At 65.8% G+C, this 23,735-nt stretch carries 23 protein-coding genes and 2 pseudogenes; 12 read left to right on the top strand and 13 right to left on the bottom strand.

Features of this window, described 5'->3' with window-relative positions; all coding sequences use genetic code 11:
• Nucleotides 1–151: 151 nt before the first annotated feature.
• From V5F63_RS14200 to V5F63_RS14140, 13 genes and pseudogenes are all read right to left on the bottom strand, one after another.
• Complete coding sequence (locus V5F63_RS14200) at nucleotides 152–1,474, bottom strand: sigma-54-dependent transcriptional regulator (protein WP_149577642.1); 1,323 nt, start codon at nucleotides 1,472–1,474, stop codon at nucleotides 152–154.
• Complete coding sequence (locus V5F63_RS14195) at nucleotides 1,464–2,915, bottom strand: sensor histidine kinase (RefSeq protein ID WP_149577641.1); 1,452 nt, start codon at nucleotides 2,913–2,915, stop codon at nucleotides 1,464–1,466. The genes V5F63_RS14200 and V5F63_RS14195 overlap by 11 nt, the downstream gene beginning before the upstream one ends.
• 5 nt (nucleotides 2,916–2,920) lie before the next feature.
• A complete protein-coding gene (locus tag V5F63_RS14190) occupies nucleotides 2,921–3,796 on the bottom strand; it encodes a substrate-binding domain-containing protein (RefSeq protein WP_149577640.1) in 876 nt (291 codons plus the stop codon).
• A gap of 232 nt (nucleotides 3,797–4,028) precedes the next feature.
• Nucleotides 4,029–5,216: a thiolase family protein gene (locus V5F63_RS14185; RefSeq protein WP_149577639.1), complete on the bottom strand. Its 1,188-nt coding sequence runs from the start codon at nucleotides 5,214–5,216 to the stop codon at nucleotides 4,029–4,031.
• Between the two features lie 67 nt (nucleotides 5,217–5,283).
• Nucleotides 5,284–5,700 (bottom strand): OsmC family protein, encoded by a 417-nt coding sequence (locus V5F63_RS14180; RefSeq protein ID WP_432445298.1) that lies wholly within the window; start codon nucleotides 5,698–5,700, stop codon nucleotides 5,284–5,286.
• Entirely contained in the window at nucleotides 5,697–5,933 is a 237-nt protein-coding gene (locus V5F63_RS14175; RefSeq protein ID WP_149577637.1) for a thioredoxin family protein, read from the bottom strand. The genes V5F63_RS14180 and V5F63_RS14175 overlap by 4 nt, the downstream gene beginning before the upstream one ends.
• A 19-nt stretch (nucleotides 5,934–5,952) precedes the next feature.
• Nucleotides 5,953–7,017 carry a permease gene (locus tag V5F63_RS14170; RefSeq protein WP_149577636.1) on the bottom strand — a complete coding sequence of 355 codons (1,065 nt, stop codon included), beginning with the start codon at nucleotides 7,015–7,017 and terminating at the stop codon, nucleotides 5,953–5,955.
• A complete protein-coding gene (locus tag V5F63_RS14165) occupies nucleotides 7,014–7,313 on the bottom strand; it encodes an ArsR/SmtB family transcription factor (RefSeq protein WP_149577635.1) in 300 nt (99 codons plus the stop codon). Before V5F63_RS14165 ends, V5F63_RS14170 begins: the two co-directional genes overlap by 4 nt.
• A 601-nt stretch (nucleotides 7,314–7,914) precedes the next feature.
• Nucleotides 7,915–8,792, bottom strand: a pseudogene (locus tag V5F63_RS14160) (IS3 family transposase); the annotation flags it as partial.
• A complete protein-coding gene (locus tag V5F63_RS14155; protein WP_509210803.1) occupies nucleotides 8,740–9,414 on the bottom strand; it encodes an ABC transporter permease family protein in 675 nt (224 codons plus the stop codon). The gene V5F63_RS14155 and the pseudogene V5F63_RS14160, both read right to left, overlap by 53 nt.
• 11 nt (nucleotides 9,415–9,425) lie before the next feature.
• Nucleotides 9,426–10,373: a phosphate ABC transporter permease subunit PstC gene (gene pstC / locus V5F63_RS14150; protein ID WP_394103187.1), complete on the bottom strand. Its 948-nt coding sequence runs from the start codon at nucleotides 10,371–10,373 to the stop codon at nucleotides 9,426–9,428.
• A gap of 108 nt (nucleotides 10,374–10,481) precedes the next feature.
• Nucleotides 10,482–10,817, bottom strand: coding sequence for a type 2 periplasmic-binding domain-containing protein (locus V5F63_RS14145; RefSeq protein ID WP_394103188.1), 336 nt, complete (start codon nucleotides 10,815–10,817; stop codon nucleotides 10,482–10,484).
• Between the two features lie 27 nt (nucleotides 10,818–10,844).
• The gene (locus V5F63_RS14140; RefSeq protein WP_394103189.1) at nucleotides 10,845–11,369 is read right to left on the bottom strand and encodes a phosphate ABC transporter substrate-binding protein PstS family protein; all 525 of its coding nucleotides are present in this window, start codon (nucleotides 11,367–11,369) and stop codon (nucleotides 10,845–10,847) included.
• A gap of 642 nt (nucleotides 11,370–12,011) precedes the next feature.
• Between V5F63_RS14140 and pstS the strand changes: the two genes are divergently transcribed.
• The 12 genes and pseudogenes from pstS to V5F63_RS14080 all read left to right on the top strand — a co-directional run.
• The gene (pstS, locus tag V5F63_RS14135) at nucleotides 12,012–13,040 is read left to right on the top strand and encodes a phosphate ABC transporter substrate-binding protein PstS (protein WP_209483131.1); all 1,029 of its coding nucleotides are present in this window, start codon (nucleotides 12,012–12,014) and stop codon (nucleotides 13,038–13,040) included.
• Nucleotides 13,041–13,100: 60 nt separating this feature from the next.
• Nucleotides 13,101–13,973 (top strand): arsenate reductase/protein-tyrosine-phosphatase family protein, encoded by an 873-nt coding sequence (locus V5F63_RS14130; RefSeq protein WP_394103190.1) that lies wholly within the window; start codon nucleotides 13,101–13,103, stop codon nucleotides 13,971–13,973.
• 81 nt (nucleotides 13,974–14,054) lie between these two features.
• Nucleotides 14,055–15,116 (top strand): ACR3 family arsenite efflux transporter, encoded by a 1,062-nt coding sequence (arsB, locus tag V5F63_RS14125; RefSeq protein ID WP_394031088.1) that lies wholly within the window; start codon nucleotides 14,055–14,057, stop codon nucleotides 15,114–15,116.
• 53 nt (nucleotides 15,117–15,169) lie between these two features.
• Nucleotides 15,170–16,210, top strand: a complete 1,041-nt coding sequence (locus tag V5F63_RS14120) for an ArsJ-associated glyceraldehyde-3-phosphate dehydrogenase (RefSeq protein ID WP_394103191.1) — start codon at nucleotides 15,170–15,172, stop codon at nucleotides 16,208–16,210.
• Nucleotides 16,210–17,484: an organoarsenical effux MFS transporter ArsJ gene (gene arsJ, locus V5F63_RS14115; protein ID WP_394103192.1), complete on the top strand. Its 1,275-nt coding sequence runs from the start codon at nucleotides 16,210–16,212 to the stop codon at nucleotides 17,482–17,484. The genes V5F63_RS14120 and arsJ overlap by 1 nt, the downstream gene beginning before the upstream one ends.
• A gap of 104 nt (nucleotides 17,485–17,588) precedes the next feature.
• Nucleotides 17,589–18,524 (top strand): phosphate/phosphite/phosphonate ABC transporter substrate-binding protein, encoded by a 936-nt coding sequence (gene phnD, locus V5F63_RS14110; protein WP_209489729.1) that lies wholly within the window; start codon nucleotides 17,589–17,591, stop codon nucleotides 18,522–18,524.
• A gap of 36 nt (nucleotides 18,525–18,560) precedes the next feature.
• On the top strand, nucleotides 18,561–19,415 hold the full coding sequence (phnC, locus tag V5F63_RS14105) for a phosphonate ABC transporter ATP-binding protein (protein WP_394103193.1): 855 nt from the start codon (nucleotides 18,561–18,563) through the stop codon (nucleotides 19,413–19,415).
• On the top strand, nucleotides 19,412–20,218 hold the full coding sequence (phnE, locus tag V5F63_RS14100; RefSeq protein ID WP_394103194.1) for a phosphonate ABC transporter, permease protein PhnE: 807 nt from the start codon (nucleotides 19,412–19,414) through the stop codon (nucleotides 20,216–20,218). The genes phnC and phnE (V5F63_RS14100) overlap by 4 nt, the downstream gene beginning before the upstream one ends.
• Nucleotides 20,218–21,036 (top strand): phosphonate ABC transporter, permease protein PhnE, encoded by an 819-nt coding sequence (gene phnE / locus V5F63_RS14095; RefSeq protein ID WP_394103195.1) that lies wholly within the window; start codon nucleotides 20,218–20,220, stop codon nucleotides 21,034–21,036. Before phnE (V5F63_RS14100) ends, phnE (V5F63_RS14095) begins: the two co-directional genes overlap by 1 nt.
• 17 nt (nucleotides 21,037–21,053) lie before the next feature.
• Nucleotides 21,054–21,488 carry an arsenate reductase (glutaredoxin) gene (gene arsC, locus V5F63_RS14090; protein WP_394103196.1) on the top strand — a complete coding sequence of 145 codons (435 nt, stop codon included), beginning with the start codon at nucleotides 21,054–21,056 and terminating at the stop codon, nucleotides 21,486–21,488.
• 121 nt (nucleotides 21,489–21,609) lie between these two features.
• Nucleotides 21,610–22,014, top strand: coding sequence for a PadR family transcriptional regulator (locus V5F63_RS14085; protein ID WP_394114253.1), 405 nt, complete (start codon nucleotides 21,610–21,612; stop codon nucleotides 22,012–22,014).
• Between the two features lie 34 nt (nucleotides 22,015–22,048).
• Nucleotides 22,049–23,434: pseudogene (locus V5F63_RS14080) on the top strand (FAD-dependent oxidoreductase); the annotation flags it as partial.
• Between the last annotated feature and the right edge of the window lie 301 nt (nucleotides 23,435–23,735).

Below are 23,735 nucleotides of genomic sequence, written 5' to 3'. Positions count from 1 at the left end.
ATTGGTCCTTTCGGACGCAAGACGTCCTGCAGAAGCTGCGCCATGCGGAGCTGAGTAGAGAATTCAATGATTTAACGAGCGAGATGAGGCGAGCACGTCCGCCGTCCCGAACATGCTGCGGCGCCGTCTGTCCGGAAACCCGAACGCGCCGTCAGCCGTCGCTACCCAAACCGAGGCGGCGCATCTTCTCCCACAGGGTGGTGCGCCCAACGCCGAGGAGCCGGGCGGCGGCGGAGAGTTCGCCCGCGGTCGCGGACAGCGCCCGGAGGATGTGACGCTTCTCCGCCTCCTGGCGCGCGGATTCCAGTGAGCCGATCCGTAGGCCGGCGTCAGCGCCTTCGCGAACGATCTCGGGAAAGAGATCCCCGGGCATCAGCCAGGGGCCCAAGGCAAGAGCGACCGCACGCTCCATCCGGTTCCGCAGCTCCCGCACATTCCCGGGCCAAGGATGCTGCATCGCGGCCTCCTCGGCGAGGGCGCTGATCCCTTTCAGGTTGGTCTCGGTGTCCGCGCTATATTCCGTAAAGAAGCGCTCCATGAGCCATGGGATGTCATCGGGGCGCTCCCGCAGAGATGGCAGGCGAATGCTGACCGCGTTGATGCGGTAAAGGAGATCCTCGCGGAATTGTCGCTCGACAACTCGCAGCGCCAGATCGGCGTTGGTGGCCGTCACGATACGGCCGCCGAAGGCGATCTCGCGCTCACCGCCGACCCTCTGAAACGTCTTGCTCTCGATCAGCCGCAGGAGTTTTGCCTGCAACTCCGGACGCAATTCCCCGATCTCGTCGAGAAACAGCGTGCCGTCGCCGGCGCGCTCCACATAGCCGAGATGGCGCTGCGCGGCACCGGTGAACGCGCCTCGCTCGTGGCCGAACAGCTCGCTTTCCATCAAGTCGGCGGGAATGGCGGCGCAGTTGACCGCGATAAACGGCGCGGTCGCGTGCCGCGATTGCGCATGGATGAAGCGGGCGGCTACATCCTTACCTGTCCCTGTCTCCCCCGTGATGAGCAGATTGGAGGACAGGCGAGCCATCCTGCACAACAGAGCCTCCACCTGCCGGATGGCGGGTGAGACGCCCAACGTGCCGCCTTCCGTGGTTCCATGCGGCATCAGCAAGTCGGTGAGCCGCGCCAGGAAGTCCTCCATCTCGAAGGGCTTGGTGACGTAGTCCGCCGCGCCGGACCGCATCAGGCGCACCGCTTGGTCGATGTCGCCATGGCCGGTCACGAACAGGAAAGGCGGCGTCCGAGGCACGTGCGCCGCTTCCCGGAACACAGCCTCCCCATCGAGATCCGGAAGGCGGATGTCGCATACGATAGCCTCGAAGCGAATCTTCCGGATATCCGCCACCGCTGCGCAGCCGGTCCGCCACCAATGCACCCTCATTCCCTCCAGGCCGAGCCGCTGCGCGAGGCTCTCGCCCATGATGGGATCGTCCTCCACGAGGCCGATGACGGGAGGCTCATGCGACATGGGCGAGCTCCATTGGGGCGATGAAAGGGAAGAGAAGACGGATCCGCGTTCCCCCCGTTTCAGGCCGCTCGACCTCGGCCGAGGCACCGAGGTCGTCCAGGATGCGCCGGGTGGTCCACAAGCCGAGGCCGCCGCCCCAGGGTGGGCCACCCGTTTCCCCGCCAGCCGCAAGAAGGCACCCCGCAGGCTCGGGCAGGCCGCTGCCTCGATCCGACACGATTACATGCAGGGCCGTCGGCGTGAGCGACGCATCCACCGCCACTTCGCTTCCCGGCGGGGCGGCGGAAACCGCATTCAGCAGCAGGTTCAGCACGGCCTGGCGCACCGGGGTGCTGGGCAGAGGAAGCAACACGTCGACGGGACCGGAGAACCTCAGATCGACACCCTTCCGGCGCGCCGCGGGGGCAATCAGTAGCTGCAGGTCCTCGAAATCGGCCATGGCGAGGGGTCGCGGCGCCTGCTCCGGCCGATACAAAGCGAGGGTGGTGCGCACCACGTCGCGGATACCGACGAGGCCTCGTTCGAGAAGGCCGAGGGACGATTTTCGGACCGCCGCATGGTGTCCATGGGTCTTCAGCGTCGCCAGCGCGTTAAAAAGGCCGCCCAGCGGGTTGTTGATCTCGTGGGCGAGCGCCGAGGTGAGCCGCCCGAGGCTGCCGAGCCGATGCTCGTCCGCCAATTGTCGGGCTAGGTCCTCCCGCTCGTACATGGACCGGACCAGCGCATTGTAGGCTAGGAACAGGCGGGCGAATTCAGCGCCGTTGCGCGCGACCGCCTCCGGGGGAACGGGCGTCGCCCGCCCTTCGCTCGCAGCGCCCAGATAGCGCGAGAGCGTGCGCACCGGCGCCATCATGCGGGCGACGAGCAACCAGCCGGCCACGGCGAGCAGCAGCGTGACCATCCCGTTCGTGGCCGCGAGCGCGAGGACGACGTCGCGCCGCTCCAAAGCCAGATGGCTGGTGTCGAAAGTGGCGTGGATGATTCCGACGATGCGTCCAGGATAGGAAAGCACGCGCGTCGCGGTGGCGGATCTGGCGCCCGCCTCGAATCTGAAATCCCGGCCGGTTGCGAGCGGAGCGAGATCGGACGGGAGACGCACCCCAATGGGGAAGCGACGGGGATCGGACGCCGCGATCACGAGGCCCTCCGCGTCGGTGATCACGGCGCTCAACGGATGCAGGCTCTTGTTGAGGGCCTGTGCCCGCATGATGGCGTCATAAACTTCCCAGACATCGTCTCTTAGGATCGCGGGTGCGACCGCGGAGGAGAGGCTGTCCAGATAGGTCTGCGCCAAGGCGCGCAACTGGCGCTCCTGCGTCTCCCCCAGCCGGCTCAGCACGCGCTCGGAGAGTGCAAGCCCCACCAGCACCATGAGCGCCGCAACCGCTAGGGGCACCTTGAGGGTGACGGGCCACTGGCGGGGGTCAAGGCGCGCGATCATGGGCGTCACCCGGTGCCCGCGACGAGCGCCGCCTTTGCGGCGATGGGGTCGAAGAGGCTCGCCTCCTGCGGCGCGAAACCATCGAGCCGCAGCATGGCGAGCACCGCCTTGCCATCCTCGTCCTCGTTCATGCGCGCAAGCGCCTCCGTCAGCGCGGCGAGCGCCTGCGGGTCTGGCGGATGGCGCGGGGCAGCGATGGGCGGGAAGCCGAGCCATTCGGACCGGCGCAGGATGGCGACGCGCGACGTCAGCTCCGGCTCGATCTCCCGCATAACGTCCAGGACGTAGCCGTCCACGGAACCGGATTGGGCGAGGCCCGAGGCCACGGCACGGATCACGTTGCGATGGCCGTAGGTGAAGAAGGTGCGGGCGAAGAAGGACGGGGGCTTCAGGCCGTGCTCCGCGAGAAGCGCGCGGGTGACGAGGAAGCCGGAATTGGAATCGGGGTCCGAGAAGGCGTGGATATCGCCCTTGAGGTCCTGGAAGTCCCGTGCGTCACGGTCCCGGTCGACGATGAGGCAGGACTGATAGAGCGGCTGCCCGCGCCACAGCGGAACCGCGACCAGCTGGAGCGCGTCACGATGGGCGACGAACGGATAGCCGCAGATCCACGCGGCATCGAGCTGACCCGAGACCAGCAGCGCGGTGATCTCCTGATAGGTCCGCCGGCTGACGAGTTCGACCGGTAAGCCGGTGGCCCGCCGCAGGTAAATCTGAAGCCGGCCGAGCAGTTCGAGGTCGGAGGTCAGGAAGACGGGGGTCAGGCCAAAACGGATGATGCCGGCCGAGGCGCGCGCCAACAGGGGCACGAGCGTCGCGCCGACCATGGAAGCAGCGGCAGCAAGGACCGCCCTGCGGTCGATGCGCGAACCGGCGCCCATTTGCTAGGGCCTCCCGCTTTGTAATTCTTCTTAAATCGAAGAATAACGCGGATGGCCTGAAAGGCAAACGGGCATCCGTGTCGGCGTGAGAAACGACAATTTGCGCAGTGCCCCCGCCAGGAGGCTTGTTCTTCTGCCGTGGAATCAATTGGCGGCGCGAGGGCCACTTTCAAAGAACCCGCGCGGGATCGCGGCCGAAGCCGGCAGCCCGCACGGGCGTCTGACCTGCCTGTCAGGCCAGTGTTTCGATCGCCAGCGCGATGCCCTGGCCGCCGCCGATGCAGAGGGTAACGATGCCACGCTTGAGGCCGTCGCGCCGCATCGAATGGATGAGCCGCGTGGTCAGGATCGCCCCGCTCGCGCCGATGGGATGGCCATGGGCGATGGCCCCGCCTTCAACATTGACGACCTCTTCGGCAAGGCCGAGCTCGCGGGTAACGGCGAGGGCGATCGCCGCGAAGGCCTCGTTGATTTCCACCCGCTCGACCTCCGCGATCGTCCAGCCCGCACGCCCCAGCGCCTGGCGCACGGCTGGTACCGGACCGATGCCGAACATGCCTGGCTCCACCGCGCCGACGCCGAAGGCGACGAGCCGCGCCAGCGGCTCAAGGCCGTTCGCCGCGGCGAAATCGCGTTCGGCGAGGATCATCGCCGCGGCGCCGGTATTGAGACCGGGCGCGTTTCCGGCGGTGATGGTGCCGTCCTTACGGAAGGCCGGCTTCAGCTTGGTGAGGGATTCGATCGTGGTGTCCGGCCGATTGTGCTCGTCGCGAGCGAAGATCTCCGGCCCCTTGCGGCCCTTGATTTCGACACCGACGATCTCGGCATCGAATTTTCCGGCGGCCTGCGCCTGGGAAAAGCGCTGTTGCGAGCGCGCCGCCCAACGGTCCTGATCCTCGCGGGAGACACCACATTTGGTCACGAGGTCTTCGGTGTGCCAACCGGAATGCTCGCCCGAGAAGGCGTCGTTCAAGCCGTCGCGCAGCATGGAATCGTAGATCTGCGCATCGCCCATGCGATAGCCCCAGCGCCCGCCGCTCATGAGGTAGGGCGCGGCGTCCATGTTCTCCATGCCGCCGGCGATCGCCGCATCGGCGAAGCCCAGCCAGATCTCCTGGGCGACCGAGGCAACGGCCTGGGCGCCGGAGCCGCAGACCCGGTTCACAGTCATGGCCGGCACCTCCACCGGTACGCCGCCATGGACGGCCGCCTGGCGGGCGGGGTTCATCTTGTTGCCGGCCTGGACCACATTGCCCATGATGAGGCTCGACAGCTTGGCTGCATCGAGGCCCGAGCGACGGAGCGTCTCGCGCACGACTGTCGCACCCAGCTCGGTCGCGGGGACCGCCTTCAGAGCGCCATTATAAGTGCCGATCGCCGTGCGCACCGGCGCGCAGATGACCACGTCTCGTTTCGTCATGGACTTGGCCTTTCATGGATAACGACAGATCGCATTCGCGCGGGTGCGCGCAGCGCCTTGATGCGCCTCATGCCTTCCTTCGGATCGTCCCGTCCAATCGGGTCGCTTCCGCCACGGTGTTCGAAATCGTGCCGTACTTGCGGACGTTGGTGTGGAGCAAAGCCAGGCGCTGCTCCGTCTCGTCCGTATCGATGATCAGCTCGTAATCCACCGAGATGATCTTCGGCGGCGCGTCCTGCCGAACGGCGTGGAGCGTGACATCCACCCCGCGCAGCTCGAAATTCAGCATCGGGGTCACCCGCTCGATGCCCTTGATCATGCAGGCCGCGATGGCGGCAAGGAACAGTTCCGCCGGGTTGAAAGCATCGGCGCGCCCGCCAATGTCGGTGTCGAGGGTGATCTCGGCCTCTTTGGTGCGGGCGAGGCTGCCGTGTACGTCGATGCGCGACGCGTGAACCTTGTATTCCAGCATGGCGGCGCTCACGCCGCGAGCCAGCGGGCGAGATCGTCCGGCTTCGGCAGGCCGCCGGCGTGCACCACCTTGCCGTCGATGACGATGCCCGGCGTCGAGGCGATGCCGTATCCGGCGATCACCGCATAGTCGGTGACCTTTTCCACCGTGACGTCGAGCCCGAGCTTGGCCGCCTCATCCCGCACCATCTGCGCCGTTGCCTCGCAGCGAGAGCAGCCGGGGCCCAGCACCTTCACGTCTTTCATGGCTTTTGCCTTTCTTGTTTTAAGAAAACAGCGCGTTGAACAGGAAGCCCACGGCGAGGATGCCGATGCCGACCACGCCCACAAACACGGCAATCAGCTTGAGGCTTAGGACTTTGCGCAGGATGATCATTTCCGGCAGCGACAGGGCGATGACCGCCATCATGAAGGCGAGCACGGTGCCCAGCGCTGCCCCCTTCGCCAGCAGGGCCTCGACCACCGGGATGATGCCCGCGGCATTGGAATACATGGGAATGCCCAGCAGCACCGCAGCCGGAACCGACCACCACGCATCCCGCCCCATGATGGAGGCGAGGAGATCTTCCGGCACATAGCCGTGGATGAAGGCGCCCGCTGCGATGCCGGCGATGATCCACATCCAGACCTTGCCGACGATGTCGCGCACCGCGTCGAGGCCGGCCCTGATGCGATCCACCAGCGTCATACCGTTTGGCGGCAGCTCGACCGGACTGGCACGCACGTTGCGCACCCAGTCTTCCAGCCAGCCCTCCAGGTGCAGGCGTCCGATGACCCAGCCGGCGATAATGGCGATGGAGAGGCCGAATGCCAGATAGGTGAGCGCCACCTTCCAGCCGACCAGCGCGAACAGGAGGCCCAGCGCCACCTCGTTGACCATGGGCGCGGCGATGAGGAAGGAGAAGGTGACGCCCAGGGGCACCCCGGCGGAGACGAAGCCGACGAACAGCGGCACCGCCGAGCAGGAGCAGAAGGGCGTGACGATGCCGAGGCCGGCGGCCGCAATGTTGCCGAGCCCCTCGCGTTTTCCAGCGAGCAGGGCGCGGGTGCGCTCGGCGGAGAAGAAGCTGCGCACCACGCCCATGGCGAAGACCACCAGCGTCAGCAGCATCAGCACCTTGGGCGTGTCGTAGATGAAGAACGCGACCGCTTCAGCGAGATGGCTGCCTTGCTCCACCGGCAGGCGGGCCACTAGCCATTGGGAGAACGGCGCGAGCTGGGCATAGACCACGAACCAGAGGGCGATCGCCGCGGCCGTCACCGCCGCCCAGGTCAGTGACGATGCATCCCTCGGTGGCTTGCGCCCGGTCAATGACAGGTCGGCGCTCATGCGGCTCTCCTGTTCGATGAAGCGTCCAGGGTGGTGAGGACAGCATTGATGATGGTTGCCTGCTCGGCCGGCAGTTCGGGATTGCGACGGTAGCGCACCCATTGGGCGTCCCGCCGATCCACCACGACGCCAGCCTGCTTGAGCACCGCCATATGGCGCGACATGCGGGATTGGGTGACGCCGAGGACGCGCACGAGTTCGCAGACGCAATGCTCGTGCCCATCCCACAGGAGGTGGACCGCCGCGAGGCGGGTGGGTTCGGCCAGGGCCGACAGAAGGGTGAGGGCGGACTGCATACGCTTCTTTTACTTTAATGCGCATATGCGTTCAAGCGCATTTTATAATTAGCTTGTCACTGGGAACGCAGGGCTTCTCGAAATCAGGGGGAATTGAACCCTCACCCTCGACCTCGGAGCGGATATCTATGCTGCGGCTCGAAATAGCAATTTGAGATGGTTGCGTGCCCCCGCAACCATCTCGACTTGCGATCGGCCCGCCCCTCTGGCGGGCCGTTTGCTTTTGAGCGAAATCGCAAGAGTTTCAGCCACTTCGCACGTCGATCCGAAGCTCGCCTTCTGCCGGCGTCAGGATGATCTCCTTCACCGGCGAGCAAATCAGGTCGGCCGCCGTCATCCGCTTTTCCTCCGAAACCTCCTGAAGCGCCGCATACAGCTCATCCACCTGGGCGTGGTTGTGATGCGCCATGTTTGGATGCAGGAGGGGCGGCGGCTCCTGGGCGTCCTGCAGGAACGCTTTTAGCTCCTTCTGGCGAGCCTCCAGCTCCTTCATGTGCTTCATCATCGGGGTGGGGGCGTCGTCGCTGTCGGACGCGAGGATGAGCTTCATCAACTTGTCGAGCTCCCGGTCAATTCGCTTGATCTCTGCCTCGGCCGCATCGAGGCCGGGTGCCGGCCGCTGGCGCTCGATGGCCATGGCGAGGGCTTCCAGCGCGATCTGTGTGTGCAATGTCTCGCGCATGGACCAGCCGACCAGCTTGCGGGTGTGCATGTCGAGCACGCCGGCAAGGGTGAGCCAGCCCTCGCCGGTGGGGATGTAGGTGAGGTCCGCCAGCCAGATCTGGTTCGGCACGGAGGTCCTGAAATTGCGGGCGAGCCTGTTGGGAGCGATCGGATAGCAATGGCGGCTGTCGGTCGTCCGCGTGCGCCTTGGCAAGGCGGCCAGGCCCCGGATGCCGGCGCGGCGCATCAGCCGCTCGATGCGGGAACGGCCCACGCGCCGACCGTGCCCTCTCAGGACCGCATGGATCCGGGGCGCGCCATAGGTCCCGCTGCTCTGCGCGTGGATCAGCCGGATGTCGTCGGTGAGCGCCCGGTTGGTGTGCGCGCGCAAGCTCTCCGGCCGGGCGCGCCAGGCATAATAGCCGCTGGCCGACAGCCCGAGGGCCGCGCACATCACGCGAACCGGCCACACAGCGCGATGCTCATCGACGAACCCGAACTTCATCGGGAGGCCACTCCGAAGATGAGCGCGGCTTTTTTTAAGATGTCGCGCTCCATCCGCAGGCGCTCGTTCTCCCGCCTGAGCCGGGCGTTCTCCGCAGCAAGGTCCGCCGGCGACGGGCCCGCCGCCTGCAGGATCGGGCGCCGCGCCGGCCCCGTCGCCTGTGGTGCCAGATCTCTCACCCACCGCCGCAGAACCGTCTCGTGCAGCCCCAGCTCCTGCGCCACCTGCCCGGCGGAAAGACCGCTGGAGGTTACCCGCTCAACGGCCTCCCGCTTGAACGCCTCTGGAAACACCCGGCGCCGTGTGCCCATCGAACACTCCTCTGAAGCTCGCAAAAGCTAACATGGGTGTCCACAAAAACGGGGGAGGATCAGAACAGGCACCCTCGCGGATCCCGATCGGGATCGACCGCACCGCCTCGCGCGTGGCGACGATGATAATGGGCAGGATGAGAAGCGCGAGCGTCATGCCCGCCACCAGGATAGTCTGGCCCATGGCGAAGGTCTGGACGAACAGGCCCAAAGCGAGCAGGCCGTGAATGATGGAGGGCACGCCAGCGAGATTGGTGACGTTGATCTCGATGAGATGGGTGATCCAGTTGCTCGGCGCATGTTCCTCAAGATTGAGGCCCGCCGCGACGCCGAGCGGCACCGCCAGCGCCGTCGTCACCGGCATCACCAGCGTAGTGCCGACCCAAGCGGACAGGATGCCGGCATCCGCCGCGCGCCGGGAGGGAAAGCTGGTCAGGAAGTCGAGGTCGATGCGCCCGAGCCCATCAACCATGAAGTCGACGATCAGCGACAGCAGCACGATCATGGTGAGGACGAGAACGCCAAGGCCGAGAACCGCGAAACTGCGGTCAGAACGGTGGGCGCGGGCGATGATCTCGGCGTCCGAGCGGCGCCGGGAGGAGGGAGCGGCGAGCGGCTGCATAGGCATCTCCCTCAATAGACTTCGCGGTACTTCTGGCGCAGCCAGAAGGCGAGGATGTTGAAGGCGGAGGCCATGAGGAACAGCGTCATGCCAGCCGCGAAGATGGTGAGATAGGCGATGGAGCCATGCGGCACGTCGCCAAGGCTGATCTGGACGATGTAAGCGGTGATTGTGGCGGCGCCTTCCAGTGGGTTGAGCGCGAGCTTGGCCTGCTGGCCGGCCGCAATGGCCACCACCATGGTCTCGCCTACCGCCCGCGACATGCCGAGGATGTAGCCCGCGGTCACCCCGGAGAAGGCGCCGGGGATCACCACCCGTGTCGCCGTCTGTAGCCGCGTGAAGCCAAGTGCATAGGCGCCTTCGCGAAGCGTGCCGGGAACCGCGCGCATGGCGTCCTCGCTGACTGACACGATGTAGGGCAGGATCATGATCCCCATGACGATGCCTGGCACCAGCAGGTTAAAGCCGGCGAGTCCCAGGATGAAGATCTGGAAAATGGGCGTGAGAAACAGGAGCGCGAAATAGCCGAAGGCCACGGTCGGCACGCCGGCGATCAGTTCCAGGAACGGCTTGATGGTCTCTCGCACCTGCGGCCGCGCAAACTCCGACAGATAGATGGCGAGCACGGTTCCGGCAGGAATTGCCACCAGAAGGGCGATGAGAGAGCTCACCAGGGTGCCGGAAGCCAGGGTCATGATGCCGAAATGCTTGTCCCGGAACACAGGCGTCCACTGGGTGTCGGTCAGGAAGTCGACGATCGACACCTGGGCGAAGAACTTGGTGCTTTCGGACAAAAGGACATAGACGATACCCATCGTGACCAGCACCGAAAGCGCTGCACAAAGAAAAAGAACGCTGCGCATGGTGCTATCCACCATACGCCGCAGCGCGAGGAATGTGGGTGACACCGTCAGGCGTGGTCGCAAGGCTTTGTCTTGCGCGATCATGACGTCGATCAAGCTTCCATTCATGGTGGGGAGGCGCCAAAGCGCCTCCCCGGGCGTCGGATCCGCTCAGAGTGAAGCGGTCTGATCGGAGACGTCCCCAAAAGCACGTGTTCCGGCACGTCAGTAGACGAGCTTTTCCTTGACGAGGTCCTCGACCGAAATTCCCACCTTGGAGCCGGTGAAGCCGGTGCCGATCTCGCGCTTCTTGAAGCGCTCCTGGAACACCTTCAGAGCCGCCTCGGGAAGTGTCACGTAGCCCACTTCCTTGATCAGCTCGACCGCGTTTTTGGGGTTCTGGTAGAACTCGACGAACTTCGCCACCTCGGGGCGGGTATCCGCCGCTTTCTTATTCACGTAGATGAAGATCGGGCGCGACAGCGGCTGGTACTTGCCGGTGCGGGCATTCTCCACTGAGGGCTCCAGGGCGGGGGCAGCGTCGTTGAGTTTGATCTTCACGGCCTTCAGCTTGTTGTGGTTCTCCTCTTAGTAAGCGAGGCCGAAGAAGCCGAGCGCGTTCTGGTCACCGGCGAGGCCCTGCACGAGCACGTTGTCGTCCTCCGAAGCGGTGAAGCCGCCGCGGCTGGAGTGTTCCTTGCCGACGATGGCGGCGGTGAAATAGTCGTAAGTGCCGGAATCGACACCTGCTCCGTAGAGCGCCAGCGGACGATCGGGGAAGCTGTCGCGGACCTGCTTCCAATTGGTGATCTTGCCTTGGGCCTCGGGCTCCCAGATCTTCTTCAGCTCCGCAACGGTCATCTCGCTGGCCCATGTATTGGACGGGTGGACGATGACAGTGAGAGCGTCGAGCGCCACGGGCAATTCGATATATTCGATGCCGGCTTCCTTGCAGGCCTTCTGCTCGCTCGCGGTGATCGGCCGCGAGGCGTTGGAGATGTCGGTCTCGCCGCGGCAGAACTTCTTGAAGCCGCCGCCCCTGCCGCCGATGCCGACAGTGACCTTGATGTCCTTGTTCTGCTTCTGGAACTCCTCTGCCATGGCCTCGGTCACGGGGAACGCCGTAGACGACCGTCAGCCTTGACCAGAGCCTGGGCCGCCGCGCCGTTGAGCGCCGCGCTGGCGGCGAGCAGCGCGAAGGCGCTCGCGAGAGTGGTGATCTTCATGGATGCGTTTCCTGGACGATGTCGCCAGGGCCTTGGAGCTCGCGCCCAGCATAAGCGGCTCTAGTAATTTATGTAACTAAATGATGACATTTGGTGTATATATAGAATTTCCGTCAATGTTGATTGTAATATTAGGCATGCTTAAAATTATATATTCCATTCTTGGTGGAATAAGTACAATACAAAGTTCGACAATGGATGGATTCAGGTACAATATGATACTAGGCGACAGTATATAGAGACGTACTCGCGGGATAAAAACATCCTGAATCCGTCGAATATATAAATTCTACGAGTGAAAAATGCACCATGTGCGAAACTGTACCTTGAGGCGGTCCGCCATGCCTTTTAAATTATTTCTGCTAGCATGGACGCATCGACAATTACGCTGTCGCTGCGGAAGGTGTGCCTCTCAGGTGCGTCACGGAAGTGACATAAGCATAATATAGCGATCTGTCCACGCCAATCGACATAACGACGCTGATAGGGTAAGCCTTGGAGCGGTTGTCGATGGAACAGGGAGGCAGCCGTGAACCGCATTTTTGCCTTGACCACCGCCACTGCGATTGCGGCCATATCCTTTCTCACGCCTGCCGCTCATGCGGGCGAGGTGCGGGGTGCCGGCTCCACCTTCGCCTATCCCATCATTTGGGAGTGGGCAGAATTGTTCCGTGAGCGAACGGGCCACCTTGTCGGCTACCAGTCGGTGGGCTCATCCGCCGGCATCAATCGCATCAAGGATGGCGCCGCCGATTTCGGAGCCTCCGACAAGCCCCTGAAGCCCGACGAACTGGAGAAATACGGCCTCGGCCAGTTCCCTATCGTGTTTGGCGGCGTCGCACCGGTGTTGAATGTGGACGGCGTGGGCCCTGGCCAGATCCGGTTCACCGGAGCCCTTTTGGCCGACATCTATCTGGGCAAGGTCGCCACCTGGTCCGATCCCGCCATCAAGGCCCTAAATCCCGATCTGAAATTGCCCGACGCGAAGATCGTGGTGGTGCATCGTGCCGATGGATCTGGCACCACGTTCAACTGGGTATCTTATCTCGCCAAAGCGAGCCCCGAGTGGAAGCAGCAGGTGGGTGAAGGCAGCTCCGTGGCTTGGCCCGTAGGGACGGGCGCACGTGGCAACGAGGGCGTGTCGACCGAGGTCAAGCGAGTCAAGAATTCCATTGGTTATGTCGAGTTCACTTACGTCGTGCAGGCGAAGCTCGCCTACGGCCTGGTACAGAATCGCGCCGGCAAGTTCATAGCGCCGAGCGCAGCATCGTTTCAGGCTGCAGCATTGAGCTTTGATTGGACCGCTGCGAGGGATTTCTTCGTGGTCATCAACGATTCCGCTGCGCCCGACGCTTACCCGATCGCTGCGACGACCTTTGCGCTCATGTACAAGGAACCGAAAGTCCCGGCCAACAGCCAGGTGGCGTTCGAATTCTGGAGGTTTGCTCTCGGGGACGGGGAAAAGGCCGCCTCGGAGCTTGGCTATGTTCCCCTGCCACCGGCGCTGGTTCAGCAGGTGAAGGATTATTGGGCGAAGACCTTTAAAGGTGGGGTCTGACAGGTCTGGCCCTCGTGCACGGACCCATCTGTTCGGTGAGGTGAGATGGACGCGACACGGTTGAACGCAGACGACGCAACCCGGATTTTCGATGCGCTCTCCCAGGGCACGCGTCTCGAAACCTATCGCCTGCTGTTGCGCTATGTGCCCTATGGCCTACCGGCAGGCGACATCGCGCGCCTGTTGGCCGTGCCGCACAACACCATGTCCGTCCATCTCGGCTTGCTGGAGCGCGCGGGTCTCGTGACGTCGCGGCGCGAGGGGCGATCCATCATCTATGCCGCCAGCCTGACGACAGCCCGTCCGGTGCTGGCCCAGATGATGGCGGAGATGGGCTTCGCTGTCTCTCCCGGACGCGGAACACGTGCCGCCGCCTTCCCTCAGCTCCGGCCTGCCGCCGCGAACGACCGTGTCTACAATGTGCTGCTCGTCTGCTCGGCGAACTCCGCCCGCTCGCTGATCGCCGAGGCGCTGCTCAACCGCGAGGGCCGCGGCCGCTTCCGCGCGTTCTCGGCGGGCAGCCGGCCGAAGCTGAAGCCGCATCCGATGGCGATCGACCTGCTCGGCTCGCTCGGCTACGACACCGCCCCCCTTGCCTCCAAGAGCTGGAACGGCTTCGCCGAACCGGACGCACCGCAGATGGACTTCGTCATTACCACCTGCGACGCCGCCGCGGGCGAGATCTGCCCCGCTTTCCCCGGGCATCCGCTGCAGGCCCATTGGGGCCTACCCGATCCTCTGGCGGTGAAGGAAAGCGAGGCGGAGCAGAAGGCGGCCTTCCTTGCCACCTACCGCCGGCTTGCCGGGCGCGTCTCCGCCTTCGTCAACCTGCCATTCGAGCAGCTCGATCTGGCGTCGCTGAAAGAGCGCATCGGCGAGATCGGCAAGATGGAAGGCGCGACGGATCTTACACTTGCCGGGCAGGCGGCGTGAGCCGTCGTCATCCTGAAACAGACCGCGCCCACGCTGTCGCCGCCGCCGGCCGCAGATCGTAGCCCTGGGAGATTCCACGCCGTGTCCGTGTTTGAACGCTACCTCACGCTCTGGGTCTTCCTGTGCATCATCGCCGGCGTCGCGCTCGGCGCGCTGGCGCCGTCCGTGTTCCAGGCCATCGGGGGGCTGGAAGTGGCGCGGGTCAATCTGCCGGTCGCGCTCCTCATCTGGCTGATGATCGTGCCCATGCTGGTGAAGATCGACTTCGCCGCGCTCAAGGAGGTCGGTCGGCACTGGCGCGGCATCTCGGTGACGCTGCTTGTCAACTGGGCAGTGAAGCCGTTCTCCATGGCCTTCCTCGGCTGGCTGTTTATCGGCCACCTGTTCCGGCCCTATCTGCCAGCCGACCAGATCGACAGCTATATCGCCGGCCTCATCCTTCTGGCGGCGGCCCCCTGCACGGCCATGGTGTTCGTCTGGTCGAACCTTACCAAGGGCGAGCCGCATTTCACCCTGTCCCAGGTGGCGCTGAACGATGCCATCATGATCGTCGCCTTCGCGCCGGTGGTGGGACTGCTGCTCGGGCTCTCCTCCATCACCGTGCCGTGGGACACGCTCTTGCTGTCGGTGGTGCTCTACATCGTCGTGCCGGTGATCGCGGCGCAGCTTCTGCGCGGACGCATTCTGGTGCGCGGGGGGCAGGGGGGGCTCGATCGCCTCCTCGGCGTGCTCCAGCCCCTTTCCCTTGTGGCGCTGCTCGCCACCCTGGTGTTGCTGTTCGCCTTCCAGGGCGAGCAGATCCTCGCCCAGCCGCTGGTGATCGCTCTTCTGGCGGTGCCGATCCTGATCCAGGTCTATTTCAACTCGGGCCTCGCCTATCTGCTGAACCGCATCAGCGGTGAAGCCCATTGCGTGGCCGGCCCTTCGGCCCTCATCGGCGCCTCCAATTTCTTCGAGCTGGCGGTGGCCGCCGCCATCAGCCTTTTCGGCTTCAAGTCCGGGGCTGCGCTCGCCACCGTGGTGGGGGTGCTCATCGAGGTCCCGGTGATGCTGTCCGTCGTGTGGATCGTGAACCGTTCCAAGGATTGGTACGAGGCTGGCGGCATCAAGGCGAGGGATGCCGCACACCATCCCCGGGCCTAACATCACCGCGGGGAAGCCGCACCTTACTTGGGCTTGCAAGGAATGACGCTGCCATGAGAGTGGGGATCAACGGCCTCGGCCGCATCGGACGATTGTCGCTGCGCGCGGCCCTGGGGGCGGCGCACCGCCCGGACAACGACCCGCGTGGCAACAACCGGCTCGACATTGTCCACCTCAACGAGATCAAGGGCGGCGCCGAGGCGTGCGCCCACCTGCTGGAATTCGACAGCGTGCAGGGCCGCTGGCGCGCGCCCATCTCCCACGATGAGGGCAGCGTGCGCATCGGCGAGAAGGCCATGTCCTTCTCGTCCCATGCCAAGCCGGAAGACATCCCCTGGGGCGATCTCGGCGTGGACGTGGTGCTCGAATCCACCGGCAAGTTCCTCACGCCGCAGGTGCTCGAAGGCCACCTGAAGCGCGGCGCCAAGCGCGTCATCGTCGCCGCGCCGGTGAAGGATCCCTCGGTCCTCAACGTTGTGGTGGGGGTGAACGAACATCTCTACGACCGCGCGGCCCACCCCATCGTCACCGCCGCCTCCTGCACCACCAACTGCCTCGCCCCGGTGGTGAAGGTGGTGCACGAGGCCATCGGCATCCGGCACGGCCAGATCACCACCATCCACGATCCCACCAACACCAATGTGGTGGTGGATGCGCCCCACAAGGACCTGCGCCGCGCCCGTTCGGCCATGCTCTCGCTGCAGCCCACCACCACCGGCAGCGCCACCGCCATCGCCCTCATCTATCCCGAGCTGAAGGGCAAGCTGAACGGCCACGCGGTGCGCGCCCCCGTGCTCAACGCCTCGCTCACCGACTGCGTGTTCGAGCTCAACCGCGAGACCACGGCAGAGGAGGTGAATGCCCTGTTCGCCGAGGCCGCCGCCGGAGCGCTCAACGGCATTCTCGGCTTCGAGCCGCGCCCTTTGGTGTCGGCGGACTATGCCCGCGACACCCGCTCCGCAATCGTTGATGGGCCGTCCACCCTCGTCACCGACGGCACCCTGCTCAAGGTCTATGCCTGGTACGACAACGAGATGGGCTATGCCTGCCGCATGGTGGACCTCGCCTGCCATCTCGAACGGGCGGGCCTGTGATGGCGGCGTCCTCCTCCGCCGGCCTGCGCAACTACGCCATTGTCACGGCGGCCTACTGGGGCTTCACGCTGACCGACGGCGCCCTGCGCATGCTGGTGCTGTTCACCTTCTTCAAGCTCGGCTACTCGCCCTTCACCCTCGCCTTCCTGTTCCTGCTCTATGAGGCGGCGGGCATCGGGGCGAACTTCATCGGCGGCTGGCTCGCCGCCCGCTTCGGCATCACGCGGATGCTGACGGTGGGCCTTACCACCCAGATCGCCGGCTTCCTGCTGCTCTCGGCCATGTCCCCTTCGTGGGAAACCGCGGTCCTGGTAGCCTGGGTGGTGGCGGCGCAGGGCGTGTGCGGGGTGGCCAAGGACCTCACCAAGACCGCCTCCAAATCGGCCATCAAGGTCACCGAGGCGGAAGCGAAGGGCAATGCCGAGGGCCGCCTGTTTCGCTGGGTGGCATGGTTCACCGGCTCCAAGAACGCCATGAAGGGCTTCGGCTTCTTCCTCGGCGGCGTGCTTTTGGAGGCGTTCGGCTTCCGCCTGTCGCTGTGGCTCATGGCGAGCGTGCTGGCGATCGTGCTTCTCGGCGTGCTGCTGTCGCTGCCGCCCATGATGGGCAAGGCCAAGGCGAGCAGCTCGGCCAAGGAATTGTTCGGCAAGAGCCGGGGGGTGAACCTGCTCGCCGCCGCCCGCGTGGCCCTGTTCGGCGCGCGGGACGTGTGGTTCGTGGTGGGTGTGCCGGTGTTTCTCTATGGCACCGGCTGGACCTTCCCCATGGTTGGTGGCTTCCTGGCGCTGTGGACCATCGGCTACGGCATCGTTCAGGCGGCAGCCCCGGCGGTGGTGAGCCGCAGCCCGGACGGATTGTCAAAGGAGGTTCCGGCGGCGCGCTGGTGGGCGCTGGGCCTCGCCCTCGTTCCCGTGGCCATCGCCGTGCTTCTCGCCGCGACGCCCATACGGCCGGACCTGATCGTGGTCATAGGGCTCGCCATTTTCGGCGTCGCCTTCGCGGTGAATTCCTCGCTGCACTCCTATCTGATCCTCGCCTATGCAGGATCGGAGAAGGCGGCGGAGGACGTCGGCTTCTATTATGCCGCGAACGCCGCGGGGCGCTTCGCCGGAACCCTCCTCAGCGGCCTGCTCTACCAGGTGGGGGGCATCACGACCTGCCTCGCCGGCTCCGCCGTCATGCTCGGCATCTGCTGGCTCACCACCCTGCTGCTGCCGACCCACGCCAGCGCCCTGGAGAAGGCCAGGCCCGGCAGTGCCCTGCCGAGCAGTTGAGCCGGCCGCATCGTAGTCGGTGCGTCACACAACAGTCGTACTGAAGATGCGATCCAATCGGAGATGAAGCCATGTCGCTCCTGCGCTCCCTGACCTGTGCCGCCATGCTCGCGGCGACCATGCTGGCGCCGTCCTTTGCCCAGGCCGAATTCAAGCTCGACCCGCGCTTCACCGACACCAATGGCGACATGGTGGCCGATACCCCGTCGGACCCGGCGAAGCAGCTCGATCCCGACACCCTCATCTTCGCCTATACCCCGGTGGAGGACCCCGCAGTCTATGCGAAGGTGTGGGCCGAATTCCTCGACCATCTCGCCAAGGTGACGGGCAAGAAGGTGCAGTTCTTCCCCGTGCAATCCAATGCGGCGCAGCTCGAAGCCATGCGCGCCGGCCGCCTGCATGTGGCCGGCTTCAATACCGGCTCCAATCCCATTGCGGTGGCCTGCGCCGGCTTCGTGCCCTTCACCATGATGGCTTCAAAGGACGGCGCCTATGGCTACGAGATGGAGATCATCACCTATCCCGGTTCCGGCATCACCAAGGTCGAGGACATCAAGGGCAAGAAGATGGCCTTCACATCGGAGACCTCGAACTCCGGCTACAAGGCGCCCTCCGCGCTCCTGAAGTCGCAGTTCGGCATGGAGGCCGGCAAGGATTTCGAGCCCGCCTTCTCCGGCAAGCACGACAATTCCATCATCGGCGTCGCCAACAAGGACTATCCCGCAGCGGCCGTCGCCAATTCGGTGATGAAGCGCATGATCGCCCGAGGTGTCATCAAGCCCGAGCAGGTGGTGACCATCTACAAGTCGCAGACCTTCCCCACCACCGGCTACGGCTATGTCTACAACCTGAAGCCGGAGCTGGCGGCGAAGGTGAAGGAAGCGTTCTTCAGCTTCAACTGGGAGGGCACCGGCCTGCAGAAGGAGTTCAAGTCCGCCGAGCCGCCGCAGGAGAAGTTCATCCCCATCACCTTCAAGGACACCTGGGCGGTGGTGCGGCAGATCGACGACGCCATGGGCGTCAGCTACACCTGCAAATAGGCTCCGGCGTAGGCCCGGCATGAGTGAGACTGCGGGATGCTGACCATCGCCGGCCTGTCGAAGCGTTATGCCAAGGGGGACAAGGCCCTCGACGATGTCTCGCTCGGCATCCCGGCCGGCCAGGTGGTGGGACTGATCGGTCCTTCCGGCGCCGGCAAGTCCACCCTCATCCGCTGCGTGAACCGGCTGGTGGAGCCCACGTCCGGCTCCATTCGCCTCGGCGACACCGAGATCACCCGTCTCGGTGGGGCCGGCCTGCGGCGGGCGCGGCGGCGCATGGGCATGATCTTCCAGGAATATGCCCTGGTGGAACGCCTCACCGTCATGGAGAACGTGCTCTCCGGGCGGCTCGGCTATGTGGGCTTCTGGCGCGCCTTCCTGCGCCGGTTTCCGCAGGCCGACATCGACCGCGCCTTCGCCGTGCTGGAGCGCGTCGGCCTCCTCGATCATGTGGACAAGCGCGCCGACGAGCTTTCGGGCGGCCAGCGCCAGCGGGTGGGCATCGCCCGCGCCCTCGTGCAGGAGCCCGGCATCCTGCTGGTGGACGAGCCCACCGCCAGCCTCGATCCCAAGACGTCTCGCCAGATCATGCGCCTCATCGTCGAAGTGTGCGCCGAGCGGCAGCTGGCGGCGATCGTCAACATCCACGACGTGGCGCTGGCGCAGATGTTCGTCCAGCGCATCATCGGCCTCAAGGCCGGGCGTATCGTGTTCGATGGGCCCCCGGAGGCCCTCGACACGGCCGCCCTCACCGCCATCTATGGCGAGGAGGACTGGTCGCGCACCATCCGCGAGGTGGAGGCCGACGCGGCCGAGGAAGCCGCCGCGGCCGACGCGGTTCGCGGCCTGAGGGCGCAGACGACGCCCGCCGCCGCCGCGAGGGCGCTGTGAGCGCGGCCCATGTCCTGGCGCGCCGCTGGCGCCCTCCGCCGCTCATCGCCAATCCGTATCTGCGCTATGCGCTCATCATCGGCGCGGCGCTCTATCTGGCGCTGGCCCTCGGCAGCGTCGAGGTCAATTGGGCGCGCCTCTCCGACGGGTGGGCACGCGGCCTGCGCTTCGTCTCGGGCTTCCTTGAGCCGAACTTCTCCCGGCGCTGGGACGACATCATCCAGGGCATGATCGAGAGCCTGACCATGACGGTGACATCCACCGTGGTGGGCATCGCCATCTCCGTGCCCATCGGCATCGGCGCCGCGCGCAATGTGGTGCCGCGGGCGGTCTACTACGTCTGCCGGTCCATCATCGCCGTGTCGCGGTCCCTGCAGGAGATCATCGTCGCCATCCTGCTGGTGGCCATGGTGGGTTTCGGCCCGTTCGCGGGCTTCCTCACCTTGTCGTTCGCCACCATCGGCTTCCTCTCCAAGCTGCTGGCAGAGGACATCGAGGACATCGACCCCGCCCCGGTGGAGGCGATCCGCGCCACGGGCGCGCCCTGGCCCGCGCTGATCGCCTTCGGCGTCCTGCCCCAGGTGGCGCCGCGCCTGCTGGGGCTGTCGCTCTACCGGCTCGACATCAATTTCCGCGAATCCGCGGTGGTGGGCATCGTCGGCGCCGGCGGCATCGGCGCCACGCTGAACACCGCCATCGACCGCTACGAATTCGACAGCGCCGCCGCCATCCTGATCCTCATCATCGCCATCGTCATGGCCAGCGAATACATCTCCGGCCTGATCCGCGGGCGGGTGAAATAATGCCGGTCACAGCCCGTCCCGAAGGCGGCAAGTCCTGGCAGCGCCGCACCCCGCGCGGGCAGATCGCCGTGTGGTTCGGCTGGCTGATCGCCGTGGCCTTCACCGTATTCTGCTGGCGGGTGATGACGGAAGGCACCATCTGGGCCTTCGTGTGGGATGCCCCCACCCAGGCCGCCGACATCGGCGCGCGCATGGTGCCGCCGCGCTGGTCCTATTTTCCGGCGCTGCTCAAGCCGCTGTGGGACACGCTGAACATCGCCACCCTCGGCACGCTCGCCGCCATCGTGCTGTCGGTGCCGGTGGCCTTCCTCGCGGCCCGAAACACCACGCCCAGCGCCGCCTTCGTGCGGCCGGTGGCGCTGTTCGTCATCGTCGCCTCGCGGTCCATCAATTCCATCATCTGGGCGCTGCTGTTGGTGGCGATCCTCGGGCCCGGCGTGCTCGCCGGCATCGTCGCCATTGCGCTGCGCTCCATCGGCTTCATCGGCAAGCTGCTGTACGAAGCCATCGAGGAAATCGACGAGAGTCAGGTGGAGGCGATCCGCGCCACCGGCGCCTCGGGCGCCCAGACCCTCGCCTACGGGATCGTGCCGCAGATCATGCCCGCCTTCGCCGGCATCAGCGTGTTCCGCTGGGACATCAACATCCGCGAATCCACGGTGCTCGGCCTGGTGGGCGCGGGCGGGATCGGGCTCAACCTGGAAAGCTCGCTCAACACGCTAGCGTGGCCGCAGGTGACGCTGATCCTGCTTGTCATCCTTGCCACCGTGGTGGTGAGCGAATGGGTCTCCGCCAGGGTCCGCCACGCCATCATCTGACATTCGGAGCCTGAACGATGACCGAGCCAGCCCTTGTAACCATCTGGCACAATCCGGCCTGCGGCACCTCGCGCAACACCCTCGCCATGATCCGCAACGCCGGCATCGAGCCGAAGATCGTCGAATATCTCAAGACCCCGCCCACGCGGGAGGCGGTTGCCGCCGCCGTCGCCGCGGCGGGCCTCACGGTGCGCGCCGCAACCCGGCAGAAGGGCACGCCCTATGTCGAACTCAGTCTTGATGATCCCACGCTTAACGATGACGCCCTGCTTGATGCCATGATGGCCCATCCCATCCTCATCAACCGGCCGTTCGTCTTCACGCCGCTCGGGGTGCGGCTGTGCCGGCCGTCGGAACAGGTGCTGGAGATCCTGCCCGCGCCGCAGAAGGGGCCGTTCACGAAGGAGGACGGAGAGATGGTGATCGATGCCGAGGGCCGGCGCGTTCGCTGAGGCGGGGAGCGCTTTCAAGTATACCTTGATGATTGACGCATTGATGATCGATGTATAGCCGTCCTGCATGTCTCGAACCTCTCCATCGGCCACCCCATCCGTTCCGCCGTCGCCCGCCCCGGTGCCGAAGCCCGGGCCCGATTTCCTGAGCCGTGCCTACTGGAACGGCACCATCAAGATGAGCCTGTCGAAATTCTTCATTCTGTGCGTGCTGCATCAGCGGCCCATGCACGGATACGACGTGGCACGGGCAGTCGAGGCAACGACGAACGGCTGCTGTTCCCCTGCAGAGGGCACCATCTATCCGGTGCTGCGGGAGTTCGAGGAGGGCGGATATGTCACCGCTGCAAGCGAGGTGGTCTCGGGCCGCGAGCGCAAGGTCTACACCCTCACGGACAAGGGCCGCGCCGCCTTCAAGGTGGCGGTGGAGGCCTGGATGGACGTAACGCGCTGTCTGGTCGACGCGGAGAAGATGATTGCCGACGCGCCGGCCGAACACGCGGGCAACGCAAGATGCTGTCGGTGAGCCGCTTTTCTTTGCTGTTATACCTCGATCATCAATGGATCGACCATCGGAGTCTCCCGGCGCGACCCTATCTCTTCCCGTCGCCATCATCGGAGCCGGCCCCGTGGGGCTTGCCGCCGCGGCGCATCTCCTCGCCCGCGGCCTCACGCCCCTCGTCTTCGAGCGGGGCGCCGGCGTCGGCACGTCGCTCAAGGCCTGGGGCCACGTACGGGTGTTCTCGCCCTGGGCCTACAATATCTCGACGCGGCCGCCCGCACACTGTTGGAGGAAGCCGAGTGGAGCGCGCCTAACCCCAAGGCCCTGCCGCTCGGCGGGGAGATCGTGCGGCGCTATCTTGAGCCGTTGGCGGCTCATCCCGCCCTTGCGCCGCACCTGCGGTTCGGGGCACAGGTGAGCGCCATCGACCGCCACGGCCTCGACAAGATGTCATCCGAGGGGCGCGCCGGACACCCCGTTCGAGATCCGTTGGCGCGACCCGGACGGCGCTGAGCACCGTTCGCTTGCCTGGGCCGTCATCGACGCCTCCGGCACGTGGACCCAGCCCAACCCCATGGGCGCGGACGGCCCGCCGGTGCCCAGCGAAGAAGAGGCAGCTGCGGATATCGCCTATGGCATTCCCGACCTGTCCGGCACTGAGCGCGAGGCCTATTCCGGCCGGCGCGTGCTGGTGGTAGGCTCCGGCCATTCGGCCATCAATGTCGTGCTCGATCTTCTCCGCCTGCAGGAGGCGGCGCCAGCCACCGGCGTCACGTGGGCGCTTCGGCGCAACCGTATGGAGAAGCTGCTGGGCGGCGGCCTCAACGACGCGGTGCCCGCCCGCGGTGCCCTCGGCCTTGCGGCGACCCAGGCCATCGCCGCCGGCCGGTTCGATGTCCTTGCGCCATTCGCGGCGGAGCGGATTGTTCGCGGCGCGACGGGGCTGGACGTTTGCGGCCGTCTCGGCACGGAGCCCTGGACCGGGACCGTGGACCGGATCGTGGTGGCCACCGGCTTTCGCCCCGACCTTGCTCTGCTGCGCGAGGTGCGCATCGCCCTCGACCCCGCCGTCTAGGCGCCGCCGGCCCTCGCCCCGCTGATCGACCCGAACCTGCATTCATGCGGCACCGTCCCGCCCCATGGCGCGGTGGAGCTGGCCCACCCCGAGCCGGGCTTCTACATCGTCGGCTCCAAGTCCTACGGCCGCGCCCCCACCTTCCTGATGGCCACGGGCTATGAGCAGGTCCGCTCCATCGCGGCGGAGATCGCCGGCGATCACGACGCGGCGCGGAGCGTCCATCTGGTGCTGCCGGAGACCGGCGTCTGCAGCGTCACGCCGGTGACGCGAGGGGCATCCGGCTGCTGCGGTGGGCCTGCGCCTCAGGACGCCGATGCCTGCTGCGCGGATGATGCCCAGGCCAAAGTGGAAGGCGAGGACGGCTGCCGCCGCGAAACCGCGCCGGTGCAGGCGGAGGCGCCCCCCCTTCTGCGGTACGGCCGCGTGACCAGTGGCCTGGGCGGCGAGCTCGCGCAACCGGTGCCGGCGCGTCCGCTCTCGGGGCGCAGCCTGTTCATCACTGGCGTCGCCATCGGCCAGATCTGCTCCTGGGGCTCGCTCTACTACAGCTTTCCCCTCGTGGCGGAGGCCATGGAGCGCGACCTCGGCTGGTCGAAGCCGGATCTGTTCGGCGCCGCGACGCTCGGCCTTGCCCTCGGGGGCATTGCCGCCTTCCCCGTGGGCGCCG

It is taken from the genome of Xanthobacter wiegelii, assembly GCF_043193855.2.
Lineage (GTDB): Bacteria > Pseudomonadota > Alphaproteobacteria > Rhizobiales > Xanthobacteraceae > Xanthobacter > Xanthobacter flavus_A.
This window is presented reverse-complemented; position numbering and strand designations above follow the sequence as displayed.